Source organism: Lachnoanaerobaculum sanguinis (genome assembly GCF_033242365.1).
Lineage (GTDB): Bacteria > Bacillota > Clostridia > Lachnospirales > Lachnospiraceae > Lachnoanaerobaculum > Lachnoanaerobaculum sanguinis.
In genome coordinates, this window is sequence record NZ_BTHK01000001.1 from 120,121 (window position 1) to 139,092 (window position 18,972).

18 protein-coding genes are annotated in these 18,972 nt (G+C 35.7%); 2 read left to right on the top strand and 16 right to left on the bottom strand.

Annotation, left to right across the window (positions count from 1 at the left end; translation table 11 throughout):
• Positions 1-8: 8 nt before the first annotated feature.
• The 3 genes from SBH76_RS00545 to SBH76_RS00555 form a co-directional block, all read right to left on the bottom strand.
• A complete protein-coding gene (locus tag SBH76_RS00545) occupies positions 9-1,238 on the bottom strand; it encodes a CobW family GTP-binding protein (protein WP_317976406.1) in 1,230 nt (409 codons plus the stop codon).
• A 117-nt stretch (positions 1,239-1,355) separates the two neighbouring features.
• On the bottom strand, positions 1,356-1,871 hold the full coding sequence (locus SBH76_RS00550; RefSeq protein WP_007592218.1) for a Gx transporter family protein: 516 nt from the start codon (positions 1,869-1,871) through the stop codon (positions 1,356-1,358).
• Positions 1,871-2,266, bottom strand: a complete 396-nt coding sequence (locus tag SBH76_RS00555) for an Asp23/Gls24 family envelope stress response protein (protein ID WP_317976407.1) — start codon at positions 2,264-2,266, stop codon at positions 1,871-1,873. Before SBH76_RS00555 ends, SBH76_RS00550 begins: the two co-directional genes overlap by 1 nt.
• A gap of 346 nt (positions 2,267-2,612) precedes the next feature.
• Here SBH76_RS00555 and SBH76_RS00565 point away from each other — a divergent pair, with 346 nt between their 5' ends.
• Complete coding sequence (locus SBH76_RS00565; RefSeq protein WP_317976408.1) at positions 2,613-2,924, top strand: hypothetical protein; 312 nt, start codon at positions 2,613-2,615, stop codon at positions 2,922-2,924.
• A gap of 393 nt (positions 2,925-3,317) precedes the next feature.
• On the opposite strand, the gene SBH76_RS00570 is transcribed toward SBH76_RS00565, so the two are convergent.
• The 6 genes from SBH76_RS00570 to SBH76_RS00595 form a co-directional block, all read right to left on the bottom strand.
• Positions 3,318-3,806 carry a hypothetical protein gene (locus tag SBH76_RS00570; RefSeq protein ID WP_317976409.1) on the bottom strand — a complete coding sequence of 163 codons (489 nt, stop codon included), beginning with the start codon at positions 3,804-3,806 and terminating at the stop codon, positions 3,318-3,320.
• Positions 3,807-4,000: 194 nt separating this feature from the next.
• Complete coding sequence (locus SBH76_RS00575; protein ID WP_317976410.1) at positions 4,001-4,264, bottom strand: Txe/YoeB family addiction module toxin; 264 nt, start codon at positions 4,262-4,264, stop codon at positions 4,001-4,003.
• Positions 4,264-4,401: a hypothetical protein gene (locus tag SBH76_RS00580; RefSeq protein ID WP_317976411.1), complete on the bottom strand. Its 138-nt coding sequence runs from the start codon at positions 4,399-4,401 to the stop codon at positions 4,264-4,266. Before SBH76_RS00580 ends, SBH76_RS00575 begins: the two co-directional genes overlap by 1 nt.
• A gap of 71 nt (positions 4,402-4,472) precedes the next feature.
• Positions 4,473-5,459 carry a galactose/methyl galactoside ABC transporter permease MglC gene (locus tag SBH76_RS00585; RefSeq protein ID WP_007592242.1) on the bottom strand — a complete coding sequence of 329 codons (987 nt, stop codon included), beginning with the start codon at positions 5,457-5,459 and terminating at the stop codon, positions 4,473-4,475.
• 11 nt (positions 5,460-5,470) lie between these two features.
• Positions 5,471-6,979 carry a sugar ABC transporter ATP-binding protein gene (locus SBH76_RS00590; RefSeq protein ID WP_007592244.1) on the bottom strand — a complete coding sequence of 503 codons (1,509 nt, stop codon included), beginning with the start codon at positions 6,977-6,979 and terminating at the stop codon, positions 5,471-5,473.
• Positions 6,980-7,049: 70 nt separating this feature from the next.
• On the bottom strand, positions 7,050-8,159 hold the full coding sequence (locus SBH76_RS00595) for a galactose ABC transporter substrate-binding protein (protein ID WP_007592247.1): 1,110 nt from the start codon (positions 8,157-8,159) through the stop codon (positions 7,050-7,052).
• Between the two features lie 360 nt (positions 8,160-8,519).
• On the opposite strand from SBH76_RS00595, the gene SBH76_RS00600 reads away from it, so the two are divergent.
• Positions 8,520-9,878, top strand: coding sequence for a citrate/2-methylcitrate synthase (locus tag SBH76_RS00600; protein ID WP_317976412.1), 1,359 nt, complete (start codon positions 8,520-8,522; stop codon positions 9,876-9,878).
• A 53-nt stretch (positions 9,879-9,931) separates the two neighbouring features.
• Here SBH76_RS00600 and SBH76_RS00605 read toward each other — a convergent pair whose 3' ends face one another.
• The 7 genes from SBH76_RS00605 to SBH76_RS00635 form a co-directional block, all read right to left on the bottom strand.
• Positions 9,932-10,726 (bottom strand): SseB family protein, encoded by a 795-nt coding sequence (locus tag SBH76_RS00605; RefSeq protein ID WP_007592250.1) that lies wholly within the window; start codon positions 10,724-10,726, stop codon positions 9,932-9,934.
• Between the two features lie 86 nt (positions 10,727-10,812).
• Positions 10,813-11,880 carry an FAD:protein FMN transferase gene (locus tag SBH76_RS00610; protein WP_317976413.1) on the bottom strand — a complete coding sequence of 356 codons (1,068 nt, stop codon included), beginning with the start codon at positions 11,878-11,880 and terminating at the stop codon, positions 10,813-10,815.
• A gap of 12 nt (positions 11,881-11,892) precedes the next feature.
• On the bottom strand, positions 11,893-13,491 hold the full coding sequence (locus tag SBH76_RS00615) for an MBL fold metallo-hydrolase RNA specificity domain-containing protein (protein WP_317976414.1): 1,599 nt from the start codon (positions 13,489-13,491) through the stop codon (positions 11,893-11,895).
• Positions 13,492-13,665: 174 nt separating this feature from the next.
• Positions 13,666-14,667, bottom strand: coding sequence for a ribonuclease E/G (locus SBH76_RS00620; protein WP_317976415.1), 1,002 nt, complete (start codon positions 14,665-14,667; stop codon positions 13,666-13,668).
• Positions 14,648-15,382 carry a TIGR03936 family radical SAM-associated protein gene (locus SBH76_RS00625; RefSeq protein WP_317976496.1) on the bottom strand — a complete coding sequence of 245 codons (735 nt, stop codon included), beginning with the start codon at positions 15,380-15,382 and terminating at the stop codon, positions 14,648-14,650. The genes SBH76_RS00620 and SBH76_RS00625 overlap by 20 nt, the downstream gene beginning before the upstream one ends.
• Positions 15,357-17,222, bottom strand: a complete 1,866-nt coding sequence (locus SBH76_RS00630) for a TIGR03960 family B12-binding radical SAM protein (RefSeq protein ID WP_317976416.1) — start codon at positions 17,220-17,222, stop codon at positions 15,357-15,359. Before SBH76_RS00630 ends, SBH76_RS00625 begins: the two co-directional genes overlap by 26 nt.
• 18 nt (positions 17,223-17,240) lie before the next feature.
• Positions 17,241-18,971, bottom strand: coding sequence for an ABC transporter ATP-binding protein (locus SBH76_RS00635; RefSeq protein ID WP_317976417.1), 1,731 nt, complete (start codon positions 18,969-18,971; stop codon positions 17,241-17,243).
• Position 18,972 lies beyond the last annotated feature (1 nt).

Consider the following 18,972-nt stretch of genomic DNA (forward strand, 5'->3'; position numbering starts at 1 on the left):
AATAAGCTTTAAGCTCTAAAACACTTCTCTATTTCTTCAGTCTTTAATCCTGCGCCGATTACACATACCTTACCTGTATACTCCGCATCACCTCTTCTGATGTCGCTCTCTCCCGGAACAAGGTCAAAGTAGAACCAATCATCACTGTTTGCATCCTTTAACATTCCCTTAGCTCTGAGAACCACTCCGAATCTTTCCTCATCAGCAAAGCTATCAAGTACACTCTTTAACTTTTCTTCGCTTATTGCAGGTACCTGCTCCATTCCCCAACTGTCAAATACATCATCTGCATGATGGTGATCATGATGGTCATGCCCACATCCACAGTGATCATGGTGATGTTCGTGATCGTGATGATGTTCGTGATCATGCTCGTGGTCATGGTGATGCTCGTGGTCGTGATCATGACATCCGCAGTGCTCGTCATGCTCATGGTGATGGTCGTGATCGTGGTGATGCTCATGGTCGTGATCATGGCATCCACAGTGCTCATCATGTTCGTGATGGTGCTCATGTTCATGGCATCCGCAATCCTCATCGTGTTCATGGTGATGGTCGTGATCGTGGTGATGCTCATGCTCATAATGATGTTCATGCTCCCTTGCCAATTCATCAAGCAATTCAGCCTTTAAATCTATAGGACTTGATAAGAGCTCTTCTATTTTTTCATTGCTTAATTTATCAAGAGGTGTTGTAACTATTGTCGCATCAGGATTTACATTTTTAATAAGTGCAACGGCTTCCTCAATTTTAGTGTTATCCACCAAATCCGTTCTTGATAAGATTATAGTATTTGCAAACTGAATCTGGTTGTTAAAGAACTCACCGAAATTCTTCATATACATCTTGCACTTTTTAACATCAACAACCGTTACGGCAGAATTTGACTCTACAGGCAAATCTTTTTCAACATCTGAAACAGCTTTCAATACATCTGAAAGCTTTCCTACTCCGCTCGGCTCTATAATAACTCTGTTCGGCTCATAAGTTGATAAAAGTTCTCTTAAAGATGCCTCAAAATCTCCTGCCAAAGAACAGCAAATGCATCCTGAGTTCATCTCTCTGATTTCGATACCTGAATTCTTTAAAAATCCTCCGTCTATACCGATCTCACCGAACTCATTTTCTATTATTATTGTTTTTCCCTTGTCCTTATTTCCTTCAACAAGTCTCTTTATAAAAGTGGTTTTTCCTGCACCTAAAAAACCTGATACTACATCAATCTTTGTATTTGCCATTTTATCTCCATTCTAAAATCTCTAAAAAGCAAGCCTGATTATAAAATCAAACTTGCAATGAATCTCTGTTTAATAATATATTTAAATTATGAATGCTTAACATCTGCTTATAATAAGCTATTTGCGTATATAGGGTTTTACTCTCACTATAACAAGTGATGCCGCTATTCCTATAAGCATTCCGCTGACCACTCCTGCAATCATCAGTACCGGTAAGTATGTGAATACTCCGTTTGTTCTTACCACAAATGCCGCACAGATTATCTGTCCCACATTGTGCATTATACCACCGATGATACTTATTCCCACCATAGAAAAGCCTTTGATTTGTTTTGCTAAAATCATACAAAGCAAACTGAGTGCTGCTCCTGATATAGAATAAAACATCATTGAAATATTTCCGAATGTCATAGCTATCAAAACAATTCTAAGCAGTGAAACTATTACCCCTGTTTTTATATCAAATAAATAAAAAGCAATAATCACAATCAGATTTGCAAGACCTAACTTCATACCCGGTATACCTAAATTTATAGGTATCAATGTTTCAACAAAGCCAAGTACCATTGCCAAAGCCGTCAGCATTCCTAAAGTTGCTATCTTTCTAATATAAGTACTTGAAAATGTTCTCATTAATTTGCTACAACATATGCTATCTTAATATTTACTTCAAGCACTGTAAGCCCTGTCATATTCTCGATAGCATTCTTAACTCTCTCCTGTACTTTTTCACTTACTTCAGGAATATTGTAGTTGTAGCTTACATTGATTGCAAGGTCAACACAAACCTTATCGTCATTTACCTCTACCTTAACTCCCCTCATACTCTTTGCAGTCTTACTTCCTGAAAGTTTACCTACTATTTCTTTTGTAGGATTCCCTGCCATTGAATCTACACCTTCTACCTCTGTAGCGGCAATACCTGCAATAACGGCTACAACTTCATCGGCAATCTTTACTTCGCCAAGTCTTCCGTTTTCATTTGTCACTACTTCGTAATTATCTTTTATATTCATTGTATCAGCCATAAAAGCCTCCTTATTTTCTATAATTATTGATTATATCAAATATTGTGTAAAATTAAAAGAGAGGAGGAAAAAATAGCGATTAAGTATATACTGTTATATGACTCTTTGGAATTCGGAGCTTAAACTGTCTGGAATATTCTTCAAGACTGTTAGGTTCGTTTATATGTATTCATTCTTCCGGTGCCTCCTCAAACCCAACGTCCTTAGCTGATACTTATAAAAATCCGGCAAATACAAGGCGTTTTTACTTTGTGACTTTGTCAGGATATTTTGTTATAATACTTTATAAAAGGATTATAAGCTTTCTTCTATGACAGAGATTTTGGGATTAGTACAGGAGAACATTATGGATCAATACATTTTTAATTATCGGACTATCGGAGATATATCTACTACAGATAGCAATTTTTTGACATCGATTTATAACTTTTATAAAAATGATATTATTATGCCAAAGAAATCTCATGATGATATGATTTTACTGCTTAGCAAAGTATATGGCCTAAATAAGGTATTATATAGTAAACTTGACAGTATGACAGCTCACTCCGCTATCTCATTGATTAATTATAATAAACCTGAAAATACCCAAAATATCACTACTCAAGATATTTGGCAACTTCCCTCTACTATAAAGATTTTTATGAAAGATTTGTAAAAATTGGAGATTCTCCTAAGATTATATTGGTTTATATACCGGATAAAGATTATATTATGTCTAATTCGTCCTTTTTTGAAACCGCAATTTATGTATATAGAGGAATAAATGAGTCTGATTTTAATAAAAAAGGCCCTGAATATAAACATTATCTCAACAATATGTTTCTACTGAGTGAAGCACTGAAAAGCTAATAAAAATGGCTGCCGTTTTGTGTATCAACCCTATATGACTGTACAAAATCATATATCTCAGAGCAAATTTATGTCTGAGCTTGAAAAATATTATGAAGAGAATTTTAAAGAATGCTATTTTTTTAATTTAAAATAAGTCACTGTATACAAAAAGCCATCAATGCAGTATATCATCGGTGGCTTTCTTATGTCTTTATATCTATATATCTATTGTTATATTCTTACTACAATCCCAAAAGAACAACTCTACACTTCCTCCGACTTTCTTTAACTCCTTAACAAATTCACCCGGAAGACTTTCAGCAACTTTAAAATTGTAAGATTCAGTATCTTTTATCTCCTTTAAAGTATTATATATCCATCTTTTTTTGCTACTTACATTTTCAGTACATTTAGTATTATTTAGTATAGCCGTCAAATCATTGTAAAACACTTCATAATCCATATCATCCGGAAAATAATGCGAATGCCACCTATAATAGCTCAATGTAAACTCACCGTAATACTCTAAATCTATATATAATTTATACTGACAAGTAGGGTTAAGTACAGTTATGCAGATATTACCTTCTTCTAAATAATCATACTCCTCACTCATTTCACCAAAAGCATGAATTTCATATTCAACTTCTAAGTCATCTAATAATTTACATATTTCATTCTTTTTATCAATGGGATTTATGTCCATACTTATTTACATGCCTTTCGCTTTGCTCAAGGCACAAAACATTATAAAAATATTTCCTTGAGCCTTTTTTATTTATAATTCTTCTTGTAGGGGACTCGGTATACTACAAATCACAGCTTTCAAAAAATCTAAATAACATAAATATATTGTCATTATTTTATTCAATATAAATACGCTTTATAAAAGTAGACTAATTAAAAATCATAATGACTCCATAAAGTAATAATTTTAATAATTTTATCTTCCTCATAAACTTCGTAAACAAGCCTATGCTTTATGTTTATCCTACGTAAATAAGCCCCTTTCAAATTTCCTTGTAATTTCTCATACGAAGGTGGAGTTTTATATGGATTATTTCTTATCAGCTCTATCAAAATCTTCGCCTTATTATCAAGTTTTGCAGACTTTAAATCAGCAATATCACCTACCACTTTTTTAGTGTAAACAATAGAGTACATTACCACTCCACCTGATTTTCAGGTATACAATCTTCTAAAGAAGTATTCAATCCTTCAACAATCTTTTCTTTCATACCGGGAATTGATGACAAGTATAATGTTTCCACCAATCCGCTATAGTCTTCCATATCAATCAAAAAATCACCCCCTATATGTATCATTATATCATACATATAAAGGGTGTAAATGGAGTTTTATATTTAATCAATTACTTCTTCTGTATATACTTTCTGATATCAAGTGCAATAGCAACTACGATAATGATACCCTGTACTATAAACTGGAAGTCCGGCTTGATTCCGAGGAATTGCATTGAGGATTTCAATAACTCGAACACCAAAACACCGATTACACAACCTGATATTCTACCGATACCACCGTTTACAGATACACCACCGATTGTACAAGCCGCAATAGCCTCAAGTTCGTATGATGCACCCATGTTTACAGATGAACCGCCTGATTTAGCTCCCAAAAGGAAACCTGCAATTGCATAGAGAACTGCTGCTGATGTGTAGATAAGTATCTTTGTCTTCTTTACATTAACACCTGATACTTCTGCTGCCGCCTCATTTCCACCAATTGCATACATATACTTACCATGTCTTGTTTTATTGAAAACAAACCACATGATGAGTCCGATAACAAGTGCATAGATGAAAAGATACGGAATCTTTAAGAAGTTTCCTGTAGCAACTGTTGTATATGCTGTTCTGTATCCACCGATAGGCTCTGCCTTTGTATAAACAAGACATACACCATATACTATAAGCTGCATTCCAAGTGTTCCGATAAATGCAGGAACATTCAAATGAGCTATAACAATACCGTTGATACATCCGAATACAGCACAAATAGCTATAGCTATTAAAAGTACTCCAAGGATATTCATATCACCAAGATTTGGGAACATCTTACCTGCATAGTCTTTATTCTGTAAAAGTGTACCTGCTATACAAGCTGATAAACCTACCAAACGACCTGCTGAAAGATCGGTACCCTTTGTTATAAGACATGCCGATACACCGAAGGCAATGATTACTCTTGGTGCCACATTTACCAAAACATTTCTTAAGTTACTTGCTGAAAAGAAATTGTCCTTCATTATACCTGTAAACAGTACAAGCAAAAGTAAAACTATTATGATACCGTTATCCAGTAACAATTTCTTTATATCTAAAGATTTTGTGTTCATAAGTATCCCTCCTAAAATTTTGTAGCCAATGCCATGATATTTTCCTGTGTAGCATCATCTTTTGATACTTCACCGGTGATTTCACCATTGCACATAACGATTATTCTGTCAGACATTCCAATAAGTTCAGGCATCTCGGAAGAAATCATTATGATGCCCTTTCCCTGCTTTGCCAGGTTTATCATTATCTGGTATATTTCATACTTTGCACCTACGTCAATACCTCTTGTAGGCTCATCCATTATCAATACATCCGGGTTGTTTGCAAGCCACCTTGCTATAATAACCTTTTGCTGATTACCTCCTGACAAAGACTGAATCAATGTCTTATTACTTGGAGTCTTTATACTTAGCTTGCTTACATTTTCATCTACGACCTGTTTGATTTTACCGTCATCCAATGCAATACCTGCTACAAGATAATTATTGAGTGAAGAAATAGCCACATTGTCCGCTATTGAAAGGCATCCGAGAATTCCGGTACCTCTTCTGTCCTCTGTAATCATTCCAAGTCCGTCTTTTATAGCATCTCTTGGTCTTGCTATATTTTGCTCTTTGCCCTTCATGTATACTTTTCCGGATTTTACACTTCTAAGTCCAAATATGGCTTCCATAAGTTCGCTTCTACCTGCACCCACAAGTCCGCCAAATCCGAGTATCTCACCTTTTCTAAGTTCAAATGAGCAGTTTCTGAATATATTTTCATGTATACTTGTAAGGCCGTCGACCTTAAGTATAACTTCACCTTTTTCTATGTTATCTTTTGGCGGATAGATATTTGAAAGCTCTCTACCAACCATTTGTCTTATGATTTCACCGTCGCTGATATCTTTTACTTCCCATGTACCAACATAGGTTCCGTCTCTCATTATGGTGATATCATCGGCAATCTCTCTTATCTCCGCCATCTTATGTGAGATATATATAAGAGATACACCTTTTTCTTTTAATTCTCTTATTATTTTAAATAATCCGCTTACTTCATTTTCAGTAAGTGATGATGTAGGCTCATCCAAAATGATGATCTTTGCTCCCATCGAAACAGCTTTTGCTATTTCTACAGACTGCATCTGTGATATAGATAATGTCTGCAATAATGCATTGGGATTTACATTAAGTTTTACTTCTTTTAGCCATTTGGTAGCTTCATTTTCCATCTTCTTATGGTCTATTACTTTTAGAGGGCCTATATTTATTGTAGGATATCTGCCCAAAAACATATTTTCAGCAATAGATCTTGCAGGTACAGGCTGTAACTCCTGATGAACCATTGCCAATCCCTTATGAAGTGCATCATCAGGGTTTAATATATTCATTTTTTCTCCGTCTACATAGACCTCACCGGTATCCATTGTATATATTCCGAACAGACATTTCATAAGTGTAGACTTGCCTGCTCCGTTTTCACCCATAAGAGCATGTACGCTGCCCGGTCTGACATTAAGATGGATATTGTCCAGTGCTTTTACACCGGGGAAACTTTTAGAAACCCCTTTCATTTCCAATCTGTACTCTGACATCCATTGCTCCTTTCAAAAATCGGGTGTGCACCGGCACACCCGAAAGATGTTTACTTAAGTTAATTTTTGATTATTTTACAAGCTCTAAGATCTCTGCTGCGTTATCCTTTGTAACCTTTACATAGTCTACAGGAATCTTTGTGTCAACCTTCTCACCACCGGCAAATGATACAGCTGCCTTTGCTGCTGCCTGTGCCTGGCTGATGAAATCGTTAAATACTGTACCTGTCATCTTGCCTTCTGATACGTTCTGAACTGCCTCTGCAAGTGCATCAACACCTACGATGTAGATATCTTCGCCAACTTTTCTTCCTGCCGCATTGATAGCCTGAAGTGCGCCAAGTGCCATAGCGTCATTGTTACAGAAAATAACTTCGATGTCGTTTCCATACTGTGTAAGAGCATCCTGTGCAATCTGCTGTCCCTTAGCCTGATCCCAGTCACCTCTCTGAATTAAGAGCTGCTCAGCCTTTAATCCGCTCTTCTCTGTAAGAGCCTTAACTGAATACTCTGTTCTGTACTGTGCGTCAATGTTCTCAGGGTCACCCTGGATCATGATGTACTTAACTGTTCCGTCACCGTTGATGTCACCCTTATTCTCAAGTTCTGCGATTTCCTCACCCTGGAATGTTCCTGACTGACGAGCATCTGCACCTACATATGTTGCGCTGATACCGTCTGCTGCCCATCTTGACTCCTCAGCCTCATCAGGCTCACGGTTGATGTATACTACAGGTATTCCTGCTTCCTTAGCAAGATCTGTAACTGTTGGAGCTGAAGATGACTGTACAAGGTTAAGAATCATAACGTCAACCTTAGTTGCGATAAAGTTGTTGATCTGGTTTGTCTGCTCAGCCTGATCGTTCTTACCGTCCTGAACTACTACGTTCTCTTTTGGAATACCAACTTCCTCTGTAAGATATCTAACAAGCTCGTTACGATATAATGTCATGAAGTTATCATCAAACTTATAAATTGAGATACCTACTTTGATATCCTTTGCATCCTTACCTGTAGCTGCAACTGCCTCTGAAACACTCTCAGCCGCCTTGCTTTCTTCCTTTGACTCTGTAGCTGCTGCAGTTGTCTCTGCCGGCTTGCTTCCACCTCCACATGCTGCTAATGAAAGAGCACACACAGATGCTACTGATACTGCTAAAACTTTTTTGAACAATTTCATTGTTTTTCCTCCCTTAGGTTTGTTCGTTTATTTGTAAGCTTATTTTAATATTACTTACGATTATTTTACAGAGAATATTTTTACTCTTTTTATTGAATTTTTTTCACAGCTGTAAACAGGAAAATTTCCTATATAATTTAAATTTTTCTATATATTTCTTACCTTACAAATGTATAATAATAATTAATTGTGTAGATTAACACACTTTAACTTATGTTACGCTGTCTAAAATCATTATTTATTCACCAACTGTACATAATTTCTTAATTTAAATATGCTATAAAATAATGTATAATTATTACAACTGTATAATTAATATAAGTAACTTTGTACATGTATGATTTTTTAAAGGAGGAATATATGAGCTACAACCAAAAGATTACAAAAGAAATAGAGGATTTGACCTCAAAATGCCTTACAAATTTAACTATAAACCAATCCTTGTATAAAGAATTTGATGTGCAAAGAGGATTGCGCAATCTTCAAGGTGAAGGTGTAAGAGCCGGCCTTACTCGCATTTCCGAGATAACCTCATTTAGAAGGGAAAACGGTGAGAAGATACCATGTGACGGTGAACTTAGATATCAAGGCATTGATATACATGAACTCACAGACGGATTTTTAAAAGAAAACAGATTCGGATTTGAAGAGGTAGCATATTTAATGCTTTTCGGCAATCTGCCTACTTCAAATGAGCTTAACAATTTCAAACGTTTACTTGGTGAACAGAGATCTCTGCCCAAAAACTTTACAAGAGATATCATTATGAAAGCACCAAGTAAGGATATGATGAACACACTTTCAAGATCTGTACTTACATTGTATGCATATGACTCAAAGGCTGATGATACCTCTCTTCCAAATGTATTACGCCAGTGTATAAATCTTATAGCTACCTTCCCTATGATGTGCGTATACGGTTACCATGCCTACAATCACTATATCAGAGATAAAAGTATGTATATTCATCGTCCGTCAAACGAGCTTTCTACTGCCGAGAATATTTTACTGATGCTTAGAGAGGATAAGAAATACTCAGACCTTGAAGCCAAAGTGCTTGACCTTGCCATGGTCTTACATATGGAACATGGCGGCGGTAACAATTCCACTTTTACTACTCATGTGGTAACATCCTCAGGCACAGATACCTATTCGGCTATAGCGGCAGCTCTCGGCTCTTTGAAAGGTCCGAAACATGGCGGCGCCAATATAAAAGTTGTTGAAATGTTTAAGGATATGAAAAAACATATAAAGGATATCAATGATGATGAAGAAATAAAAACTTACCTTTTAAAGCTGTTAAGAAAAGAGGCCTTTGATAAAGCCGGATTAATATATGGTATGGGACATGCGGTATATTCGCTTTCAGATCCACGTGCCAATATATTTAAAAAATATGTTGAACAGCTTGCAAATGCAAAGCATAAAAATAATGACTTTAAACTTTACAGTGCAGTTGAAAGGCTTGCACCCGAAGTAATAGGAGCTGAAAGGCATATATATAAAGGTGTAAGTGCAAATATTGACTTCTACAGCGGTTTTGTTTACGGAATGCTTGATTTACCTACCGAGCTTTATACCCCTATATTTGCCTGTTCAAGAATTGTCGGATGGAGCGCTCACAGAATTGAAGAGCTTATCAATACCGATAAGATTATAAGACCTGCTTATATGGCTGTTAAGGAGCACGAAAACTATATCGAAATGAAGAACAGATAATTTTTATATAAAAAAAAGTGTGAAAAATGAATTCTCATCTTTCACACTTTTTTTTATTCTTTATTTGCAGGTGTTATTTCCATATTTCTGAGATTATTTAATATAGTGGCATTAAGCGGAATACTTACACCCATAGGATTTATAAGGAATCCGTCACACTCAGGTGTCATAGGGAAGTTTATAAGATGCTTAGCCTCTATTATTGTTTTCTTTACAGTTGCATCACCCGGCATTTTGTCAAACTCTATATTGTCTGTAAATATAGGTATCATATTTCCTCCGTTATCACTTATCCTTAACATAAGCATCTGCATCTGTGTTTCTCCGTCTACCTGTGCCTCTCTAACCGGTACAAGGAATCTTGCCTTTAAAATATTTACAAGCATCTCCTCTTCCAATTCACGAATCTCAGGTGTATTAGGATTGTCAAGGTTTGCTCTTATCTCCTGTCCGAAATAGAGCATTGTAAGCTGTAATGATCTGTTCTCCACAGGTCTTTTTTCAGGTGGTAACTCGCTGAAATCCGAGAGTTTCACTATTTCTTCAAGCTGAATTGTAAATTCATTACCCTGATAATTGTACTTAACAGCATTCACACCGGCTATTGCCATATGTGTAAAGGCTCTTAAAATACCTTCCTGATTAAGTTCCAATACAGTATTCTTCTGCTTATTGGCTGCCAACTCCGCCGATTTCTTCAAAGCATTTTCTTTTTCATCAAACAAAAACGCCACATCATCAAAACTCTCATCATCACAATAAACAAATGGCAGTCTGGTAAAGTCTGACTGAATTAAATATAGATTTACTGCCTTTGGAATACTTGCAAGTACTTCTCTTCTCTCCATTTTTATCTCCCAAAATTTTATTTGTTATGAAACTACTATATACTCTTTGACTATCAAAGTCAAATTAATAATATCTTTACAAAAATTTATGGTTGCACAAGCTGCTCTTTTGCACCTTCAGAATAAACTATGGAGTAATCTGAAAGGATAAAATAACCATAGGTATCAGGTATACTGTCAAGAAGCTTTACACCCTCTTCAACTCCCAGCGAAAAGCATGTAGTTGAAAGTGCGTCCGCTTCTGTTGATGATTTTGTAAGTATACTTACTTCCACAAGCCCGTTATCATAAGGATAACCTGTTTTCGGGTCCAGAATATGATGATAGTTTTTACCGTCTATAACAAAATGTCTCTCATAAACACCTGATGAAACAACCGATTCATCATCCACCGTAAGTAAAGCGACCGTTTCATTTCTATCCGCATAAGGTTTTTGAAGTCCTATTGTAAAGTTGTCCCCATTTGGCTTTTTACCCACGCATAAAACATTGCCTCCAAGATTAATAATCGCACTGTCAACACCTTTACTCAGAAGATATTCCTTTGTCTTATCCGCTATATATCCCTTTGCAATAGCACCTAGATCTATTCTTGTATCATCTGAAGTAAACTTTACTGTATTTCCATCCACACTTACCTTATTATAATCTACTTTCGGCAATGCTTCCTTAATACTTTCATCACTCGGAAGCTCAGGCTCCTCTGCATTAAAATCCCATAATTCCTTTAAAGGCTCTGTGGTAATATCAAATGCACCATGTGAGATTTTACTGTAATACAATGCCTTATCTATAAGATAAGCAAGTTCATCACTTACTTCCACACTCATAGTACCTTTTTCTCTATGGTTTAATTTATACAATTCCGCAGATTCGCTTGTTGCCGAAAAGATATTCTCATAGTTTCTTATAAACTGCATTGACTCTTTTAATACATTCTCATCTCCTCCATTATATATGGATACAGTAATAAATGTATCAAGAGCAAATGTTGTATCTGTCAAAGGCTCGTTATTTTTGTTCTTATCTATAGAAAAATCAAAATTATTGGCTATAGACTTAGGGCTTGTACGATTTCCCAAAATTGCAATTATCAGCAGAACAAATAATACTATTGCAACAGCTATTATATTTTTTTTATTAAATTGTTTCAAAATATACTCCTACTAAATTTCCCATTTTTTTGCCAAATCATTTATCTGATCTGCAAACTTAGCCAAATCCTTGTTGGCTCCGTGTTTATTTTCTTTTATAATTTTTAAGAGTCTCTCACCTGCTCCAAGAAGTCTTAAGTAAACGCTGCTTTCCGGCTCCTTTACTTCCTTAACTGCAACGGCAACTCCCTTGGTCTGCTTTATCCACTCTCCGCTTATCAAATCAAAAACAGAGCCTGAAAAAGGTGCGGATGAATTTATTCCGTATTTACTCTTAAGTTCATTTGAAAAGCTTTCGCATACTTTATCATCACCATGTACTATAAATACTTCCTTCGGCTTTTCTTCAAAAGATGTTACCCATTTTATAAGTCCGTTTTTATCGGCATGTGAACTTATACTCTTTAAAGTTTCAATATGCGCATTTACAGAAATATTTTCTCCAAACAGTCTGACCTCTGAAACATTGTCCTGAAGAGTTCTTCCCAAAGTTCCAAAAGCCTGATATCCTGCAAATACTACGCTGCATTCACTTCTCCATAAATTATGCTTCAAATGATGTCTGATTCTTCCTGCATCACACATTCCGGAAGCTGATATTATAACTTTTGGTGATTTGTCAATATTTATAGCCATCGACTCATCAGAGCTTACCGTCATCTTAAGATTTGGAAAAGCAATCGGGTTTATTCCGTTTTCAACAAGCGCCTTAGTTTCCTCATCATAACATTCAAGCAAGTTATCTTTAAATACATTGGTCGCCTCTATTGCAAGAGGACTGTCTACATATACAGGAAAGTTCGGAAAATTTTTCACAAGATTATTTTGCTTTATCTGTCTCATAAAATAAAGCAGTTCCTGTGTTCTTCCGACTGCAAATGCAGGTATTACAACATTTCCGCCTCTTTCAAATGTTTCTTCAAGAATTCTTGCCAGATCCGACACATGATCTGCACCTTCCTCATGATATCTGTCACCGTAGGTTGATTCCATCAAAACATAGTCGGCGTCTTTTATATACTCCGGATCTCTGATCAATGGCTTATTGAAATTACCGATATCACCTGAAAATACTATTTTTCTGTTCTCATTTCCTTCTTTAAGCCAAACTTCTATTGATGCTGAACCCAGAATATGTCCTGCATCTATAAATCTGATACTGATATTTTCATCAATATCTATTTTTTTATTATATTCAACACCTCTAAAGAGTTTAATGCTTGCTTCAACATCTGAAAGTTCATATACCGCTGCTTCCTTTTGTCTGCCTGCTCTTTCAGCTTTTCTGTTTTTCCACTTTATCTCTTCAGCCTGTATATGCGCACAGTCTCGAAGCATTATGGTGCAAAGCTCCATTGTGGCATTTGATGAATATATTTCTCCCTTAAAGCCTCTTGCTACAAGCTGTGGAATCATACCTGTATGGTCGATATGAGCATGCGTTACAAAAAGATAATCTATCTCTGCCGGTGAAACAGGCAGCGGTGCATTTTCATACACATTTATTCCCTGCTCCATACCATAATCCACTAAAAACTTTTTCTCCCCGACTTCAACATAATGGCAACTTCCTGTAACCTCGTGATCTGCGCCTATAAATTCCAGTTTCATATTTTCCCCTTTTTAATCAAACAACTGAGCATGTAAGTTATTAGAGCCTAACTCTATTATAACTATACAAAATATTTTTAGTCAACTTAAAATTATTATATAATAGTATTGTAATATAATCTACAAAATATAAAATATACCCATCCTATGTTTTATAGAACGGGTATATTTTTATCATTTCATAATCTCTTCAAGGCTTGGCTTTCTCTTTCTTCTGGTTATCTCAAACAGGCATAATTTTGTGATATCTATTGCCACCGTATTTAATCTGTCCTCTTTAAGATGTTCTTTCATCGTATGATATATCAAATCTATTTCGGATTTATCCGTGGTATTTATTAAATCTATAATTATAATACCCGAAATATTTCTAAGTCTTAGCTGCCTTGCAGTCTCTTTTATTGCTTCAAGATTTGTATTTAATTTAATTATTCCGGCTTCTTTTTTACGGACATTTTTTCCGGTATTTACATCAACCACTGTAAGAGCTTCAGTGGATTCTATATAAAGATAGCCTCCATCCTTTAACCACACCTTTTTGCTTAATGAATCGCTAAAAAGAGTATCTATGGAATAAAGCTTATTTAGACTTATCATATTATCTTCGTAGAATCTGACTCTGCCAAGCAGATCTTCTCGCTCTTCTTTAAAAAATTCAACTATTCCTTCGTATATATCCTTGATATCCGTTACTATATCAAACTCGGCATATTTTAATCTGTCTTTAACGATATCTATATAGTCTTTAGAGCCGGCATAAAGCATTGCAGGTGCCTTTATATAGTTTTTCTTTTCAAGAATTTGATCAAGCACTTCACAATCCGAAAGATTTGCAGTAGTACCCGGCAGTTTATTTTTAATAGGAAGCTTTGAAATCTTTATTACAATATCATCACCCTCGTGTAAAACCGTATGCTCTTTTTCATCGGCAAATATAAGATGATTAAGTTCAGCCATATCAAAATATACCATTTGACGTTTTAAATTGTACTCAATCTCAACAAAGGCGGCATTTATATTTTGAGCTATTTTTTTCACTTTTCCTATATGAATACTGCCAAGTAAAGATGTATCCTCGATATACTCTATCTCATTTGCCCTACTGTCATCATATGATATTACAAAATTTTTATTCTTATAACTTGTAATTAGAAGCTTAGATAATTTCACACCCATACTCATCAAGGGCCTTTCCTTCATCTGTATACATATCTAATCTGTATAAATAATATTCATTCTTTTTAGCTGCAGCTAATCCTTCTTCATATAAAAATTCCATAACGGCCGCAGGCTTTATATTATTTGTACTTCCCTGTGAGAGATGCATGTATACACCGTTTTTTATAGCTTCAAGCTTATATATAAAAGGCTTTATATCCACAACTGAAGTTGTCTCCACCTCTACAAACTTGCCATACTGATTTTTCTTTTTCTTTTTTGATACCTTTGTCAGTAATATAGACTCTTTAGACATGAGCTTCTCTATAGCGGCATTAATTTCTGCTTCTTTTACTTCAGTTTTAAATTCCGCCTTAAAATCGGCTGTATCCATCAAGGCCATAGCAGGTTTGGAATTATCGGGAATCTGTAAAAACTTAGTAACCTTCATTCCGGTGCACATCATCTCATTAAGTCTTTTTATTGCTTCTTTAGATGAAATATGACTCCCGTCCTTTAACTCTATATCCATATATTCACCAAGCCCCGATACTCCCATACTTAGAGGAGCGCCAAATGACATTATCTGATGAGGTGAAAATCCTTCACTGTATTTTATCGGAATGTCTGCCCTTCTAATAGCTTTTTGAAAATATCTCATTATATCCAAATGGCCTATAAAACGCATTTGCTCGGTTTTTTCAAACTTAATTCTTACCTTCAAAGCAAACACCTCCATTATATTTTCTTGCACCGCAACCTAAACACTGCTGTCTGCAGTTTGGTGAGATCTTATCTTCATGCGCTGTTTTCCACTCTCTGATAAGAAATTCCTTTGTAACTCCGGAATCTATAAAATCCCAAGGGAATATCTCATCCAAATCTCTTTGCCTTAATGTATAAAAGCCGGGATCTATACCGGTTTGCTCGTATGCCTTAAGCCAATATTCCATATTGAACTGATCCGACCATGAATCATACATTGCACCGTTTTGATAAGCATTAACTATGACATCCGCAATTTTTCTGTCACCTCTTGCCATAAGTCCCTCAAGCAGTGTTACCTCCGCATCATGGTACTGATACTTCATACTCTTTTGATTAAGCTGTTCTCTGAAAGTATCCTTTACAAGATGCGCTCTTCTAAGATACTCATCTTCCGTTTCCATCTTTGCCCACTGGAAAGGTGTAAAAGGCTTCGGCACAAAGAATGATGAACTTGCGGTAATAGATACCTTACCGATTCTTTGATCCTTTGGAATAGAGTAATAATTTTCAGCTATTTTTTCACAAAGCAAAGGTATACCTTTAATATCCTCCTCAGTCTCTGTAGGAAGTCCAAGCATAAAATAAAGTTTTACCTTATTCCAGCCACCTTTAAATGCCTCCATTGAGCCGCTTAATATATCTTCCTCTGTAATTCCCTTATTTATTACATCCCTTAGTCTTTGTGTTCCGGCTTCAGGTGCAAATGTCAAAGAACTCTTTTTTACATCCTGGACCTTGCTCATTACATCCAGTGAAAACGCATCAATACGTAAAGAAGGCAAAGATATGTTTATTCCTCTATCCTTTGTATATTCCAAAAGAAAATCAAGAAGCTTATCAAGCTGACTGTAATCACTTGAACTGAGTGAACTGAGTGAAATCTCTTCCGCTCCGGTAATATCAAGCATTGTTTTAGCATAATTTATAAGATATTCAAGTGAATGTTCTCTTTGCGGTCTGTATACATTTCCCGCCTGACAGAATCTGCATCCTCTGATACATCCTCTCATTATCTCAAGCACCACTCTGTCTTGTGTAACCTTAATAAAAGGAACTACAGGCTTTGAAAGATATGATACAGTGTCCATATTTTGAACCACTACTCTGTGTACAACACTTGGAACATCTTCATACTTAGGTGTAAATGATGCTATAGTACCGTCTTCCTTATAGCTTAATTCATAGAACTCAGGTACATACATACCTTCAAGTTTTGCCGCTTTTCTCAAAAACTCATGTTTTGAAAGATTATTCTTTTTGCATTCCTTATAAAGGTCAAGCAGCTTGTCATAAACAACTTCACCCTCACCTATATAGAATATGTCAAAGAAAGGTGCCAAAGGCTCCGGATTATAAGAACATGGACCACCACCTATTACTATAGGATATTCCTCTCCTCTGTCTTTTGCATACATCGGAATCTGTGAAAGTTCTAAAACCTGCAAAATATTTGTGTAGCACATCTCATACTGTAAGGTAATGCCCAAAATATCGGCATCCTTTACATTTTCCTGGCTTTCCAAAGAAAACAGCGGTATATTCTTTTCTCTAAGTATCTTATCAAGGTCTACCCATGGAGAAAATAATCTCTCACAGAATATGTCTTCTCTTTTATTGAGCATATCATATATGATCTGCATTCCTATATGACTCATTCCTATTTCATAGACATCAGGAAAACACATAACAAATCTGATATCAACATCTTCTAATCTTTTATCTCTTGAATTTAACTCACCGCCGATATATCTTGCCGGCTTGTCTACGCTAAGCAGTATATCATCGCTTAGTGCCAATTTTCTCATATATTCCTCTTTCTAATTTTAAACTGCATTATTTAATTCATAATAGAAGCCCTTCATCTCCATAAGCTCATTATGATTTCCCTGTTCTATAATATGGCCGTCTTTAAGTACCAGAATCACATCGGCATTTTTGATGGTTGAAAGTCTGTGAGCAACTACAAAACTTGTTCTACCTGTCATCATCTTATCAAATGCCTTACTTATTCTTGCTTCAGTCATTGTATCTATACTTGAGGTAGCCTCATCAAGTATAAGCATAGGTGGCAACACAAGCATTATTCTTGCAATACATAGAAGCTGTCTTTGTCCTGCCGAAAGATTTTCACCACCCTCGGTTACTATTGTATCATATCCGTCAGGTAATCTTTTTATAAAGCTGTCGGCATAGGCTTCCTTAGCTGCCGCCTCTATCTCTTCAAATGTAGCATCGGGTTTTCCGAATGCAATATTATCCCTTATTGACGCATTCTTTAACCATGTCTCCTGCAAAACCATACCGAAGTTTTCTCTGATGGATTTTCTTGTAATATCATTGATATTCTTTCCCTCTATCTTAATAGAGCCGCTGTCTATATCATAAAAGCGCATCAAAAGATTTATTATAGTGGACTTTCCGCTACCTGTAGGTCCCACTATTGCAATTCTTTGTCCGGCTTTTACATCCAGATTCAAATCTTCTATAAGCTTCTTTGATTTATCATAGGAGAAGTAAACATGTGATATTTCCACATTTCCGTCTACATTCTCAATCTTATTATTTACATCCTTATCCGGAAGTATCTCTTCTTCATCTATAAGTGCAAATACTCTCGCGGCACATGCAAATGAATTTTGAAGTTCAGTAACAACTCCCGATATTTCATTAAATGGCTTTGTATACTGAGTTGCATAACTGAGTACGGAAGTGAGCTGTCCCACACTCATTTTTCCGGTAATTGCAAGCAATGCTCCTGAAATGGCAACACCTGCATATACTAACGAGTTTACAAATCTTGTGGCAGGGAATGCTATAGCTGAAATAAATATCGCATTTTGACTTGCAACCCTAAGTGCCTCATCAGATTCTTTAAACTCGTTTTCTATCTTATTTTCCATGTTGAAGTTTTTTACAGTTCCAAGGCCTGCAATCATTTCATCCACTATACCGGTCATCCTTGCTCTTCTTTCCGATTGTGACTTGAAATGTTTGTAAGTATTCTTTGCAATAAGCCCTGCAACCAACATTGCAATCGGAGTGACGAGAAGAACTACCAATGTAACATATACATTTATTTTAAACAGTATAATAATAGTAAGTATAATAGTAAGTATTCCTGTAAAGAACTGAGCAAATCCCATCAAAAGTCCTTCGGAAAACTGATCCACATCATTTATAACTCTGTTTATTATCTCACCATGACTTGTAGAATCCACATATGATATAGGCAGTTTCATTATCTTTGCAAATGCCTGATTTCTGATATCCCTTACCATATGATATGCGACTCCGTTATTTATTGCAGTCATACACCATTGTGCCATAGCTGTAATACACATCATAATAATCATCAATAAAATCACTTTTATGAGCTTTTCAAAGTCTACATTTCCCTTTGAAACAATTGTATCCACAGCTCTACCTGTAAGTATCGGTAAATATAAAGTTGTAAGTACAATAACCACAGCAAGTATCAGACTGACAAACATCCTGAATCTGTATGGATGAAGCAGGTTTAAAATTCTTTTTAAAGTATTTTTATTTTTCTTCATT

What these genes read in the sequence shown, in the direction of transcription:
- SBH76_RS00545 (WP_317976406.1), bottom strand. Translation starts at nt 1,238, where the DNA reads ATGGCAAATACAAAGATTGATGTAGTATCAGGTTTTTTAGGTGCAGGA.
- SBH76_RS00550 (WP_007592218.1), bottom strand. Translation starts at nt 1,871, where the DNA reads ATGAGAACATTTTCAAGTACTTATATTAGAAAGATAGCAACTTTAGGA.
- SBH76_RS00555 (WP_317976407.1), bottom strand. Translation starts at nt 2,266, where the DNA reads ATGGCTGATACAATGAATATAAAAGATAATTACGAAGTAGTGACAAAT.
- SBH76_RS00565 (WP_317976408.1), top strand. Translation starts at nt 2,613, where the DNA reads ATGGATCAATACATTTTTAATTATCGGACTATCGGAGATATATCTACT.
- SBH76_RS00570 (WP_317976409.1), bottom strand. Translation starts at nt 3,806, where the DNA reads ATGGACATAAATCCCATTGATAAAAAGAATGAAATATGTAAATTATTA.
- SBH76_RS00575 (WP_317976410.1), bottom strand. Translation starts at nt 4,264, where the DNA reads ATGTACTCTATTGTTTACACTAAAAAAGTGGTAGGTGATATTGCTGAT.
- SBH76_RS00585 (WP_007592242.1), bottom strand. Translation starts at nt 5,459, where the DNA reads ATGAACACAAAATCTTTAGATATAAAGAAATTGTTACTGGATAACGGT.
- SBH76_RS00590 (WP_007592244.1), bottom strand. Translation starts at nt 6,979, where the DNA reads ATGTCAGAGTACAGATTGGAAATGAAAGGGGTTTCTAAAAGTTTCCCC.
- SBH76_RS00595 (WP_007592247.1), bottom strand. Translation starts at nt 8,159, where the DNA reads ATGAAATTGTTCAAAAAAGTTTTAGCAGTATCAGTAGCATCTGTGTGT.
- SBH76_RS00600 (WP_317976412.1), top strand. Translation starts at nt 8,520, where the DNA reads ATGAGCTACAACCAAAAGATTACAAAAGAAATAGAGGATTTGACCTCA.
- SBH76_RS00605 (WP_007592250.1), bottom strand. Translation starts at nt 10,726, where the DNA reads ATGGAGAGAAGAGAAGTACTTGCAAGTATTCCAAAGGCAGTAAATCTA.
- SBH76_RS00615 (WP_317976414.1), bottom strand. Translation starts at nt 13,491, where the DNA reads ATGAAACTGGAATTTATAGGCGCAGATCACGAGGTTACAGGAAGTTGC.
- SBH76_RS00620 (WP_317976415.1), bottom strand. Translation starts at nt 14,667, where the DNA reads ATGGGTGTGAAATTATCTAAGCTTCTAATTACAAGTTATAAGAATAAA.
- SBH76_RS00630 (WP_317976416.1), bottom strand. Translation starts at nt 17,222, where the DNA reads ATGAGAAAATTGGCACTAAGCGATGATATACTGCTTAGCGTAGACAAG.
- SBH76_RS00635 (WP_317976417.1), bottom strand. Translation starts at nt 18,971, where the DNA reads ATGAAGAAAAATAAAAATACTTTAAAAAGAATTTTAAACCTGCTTCAT.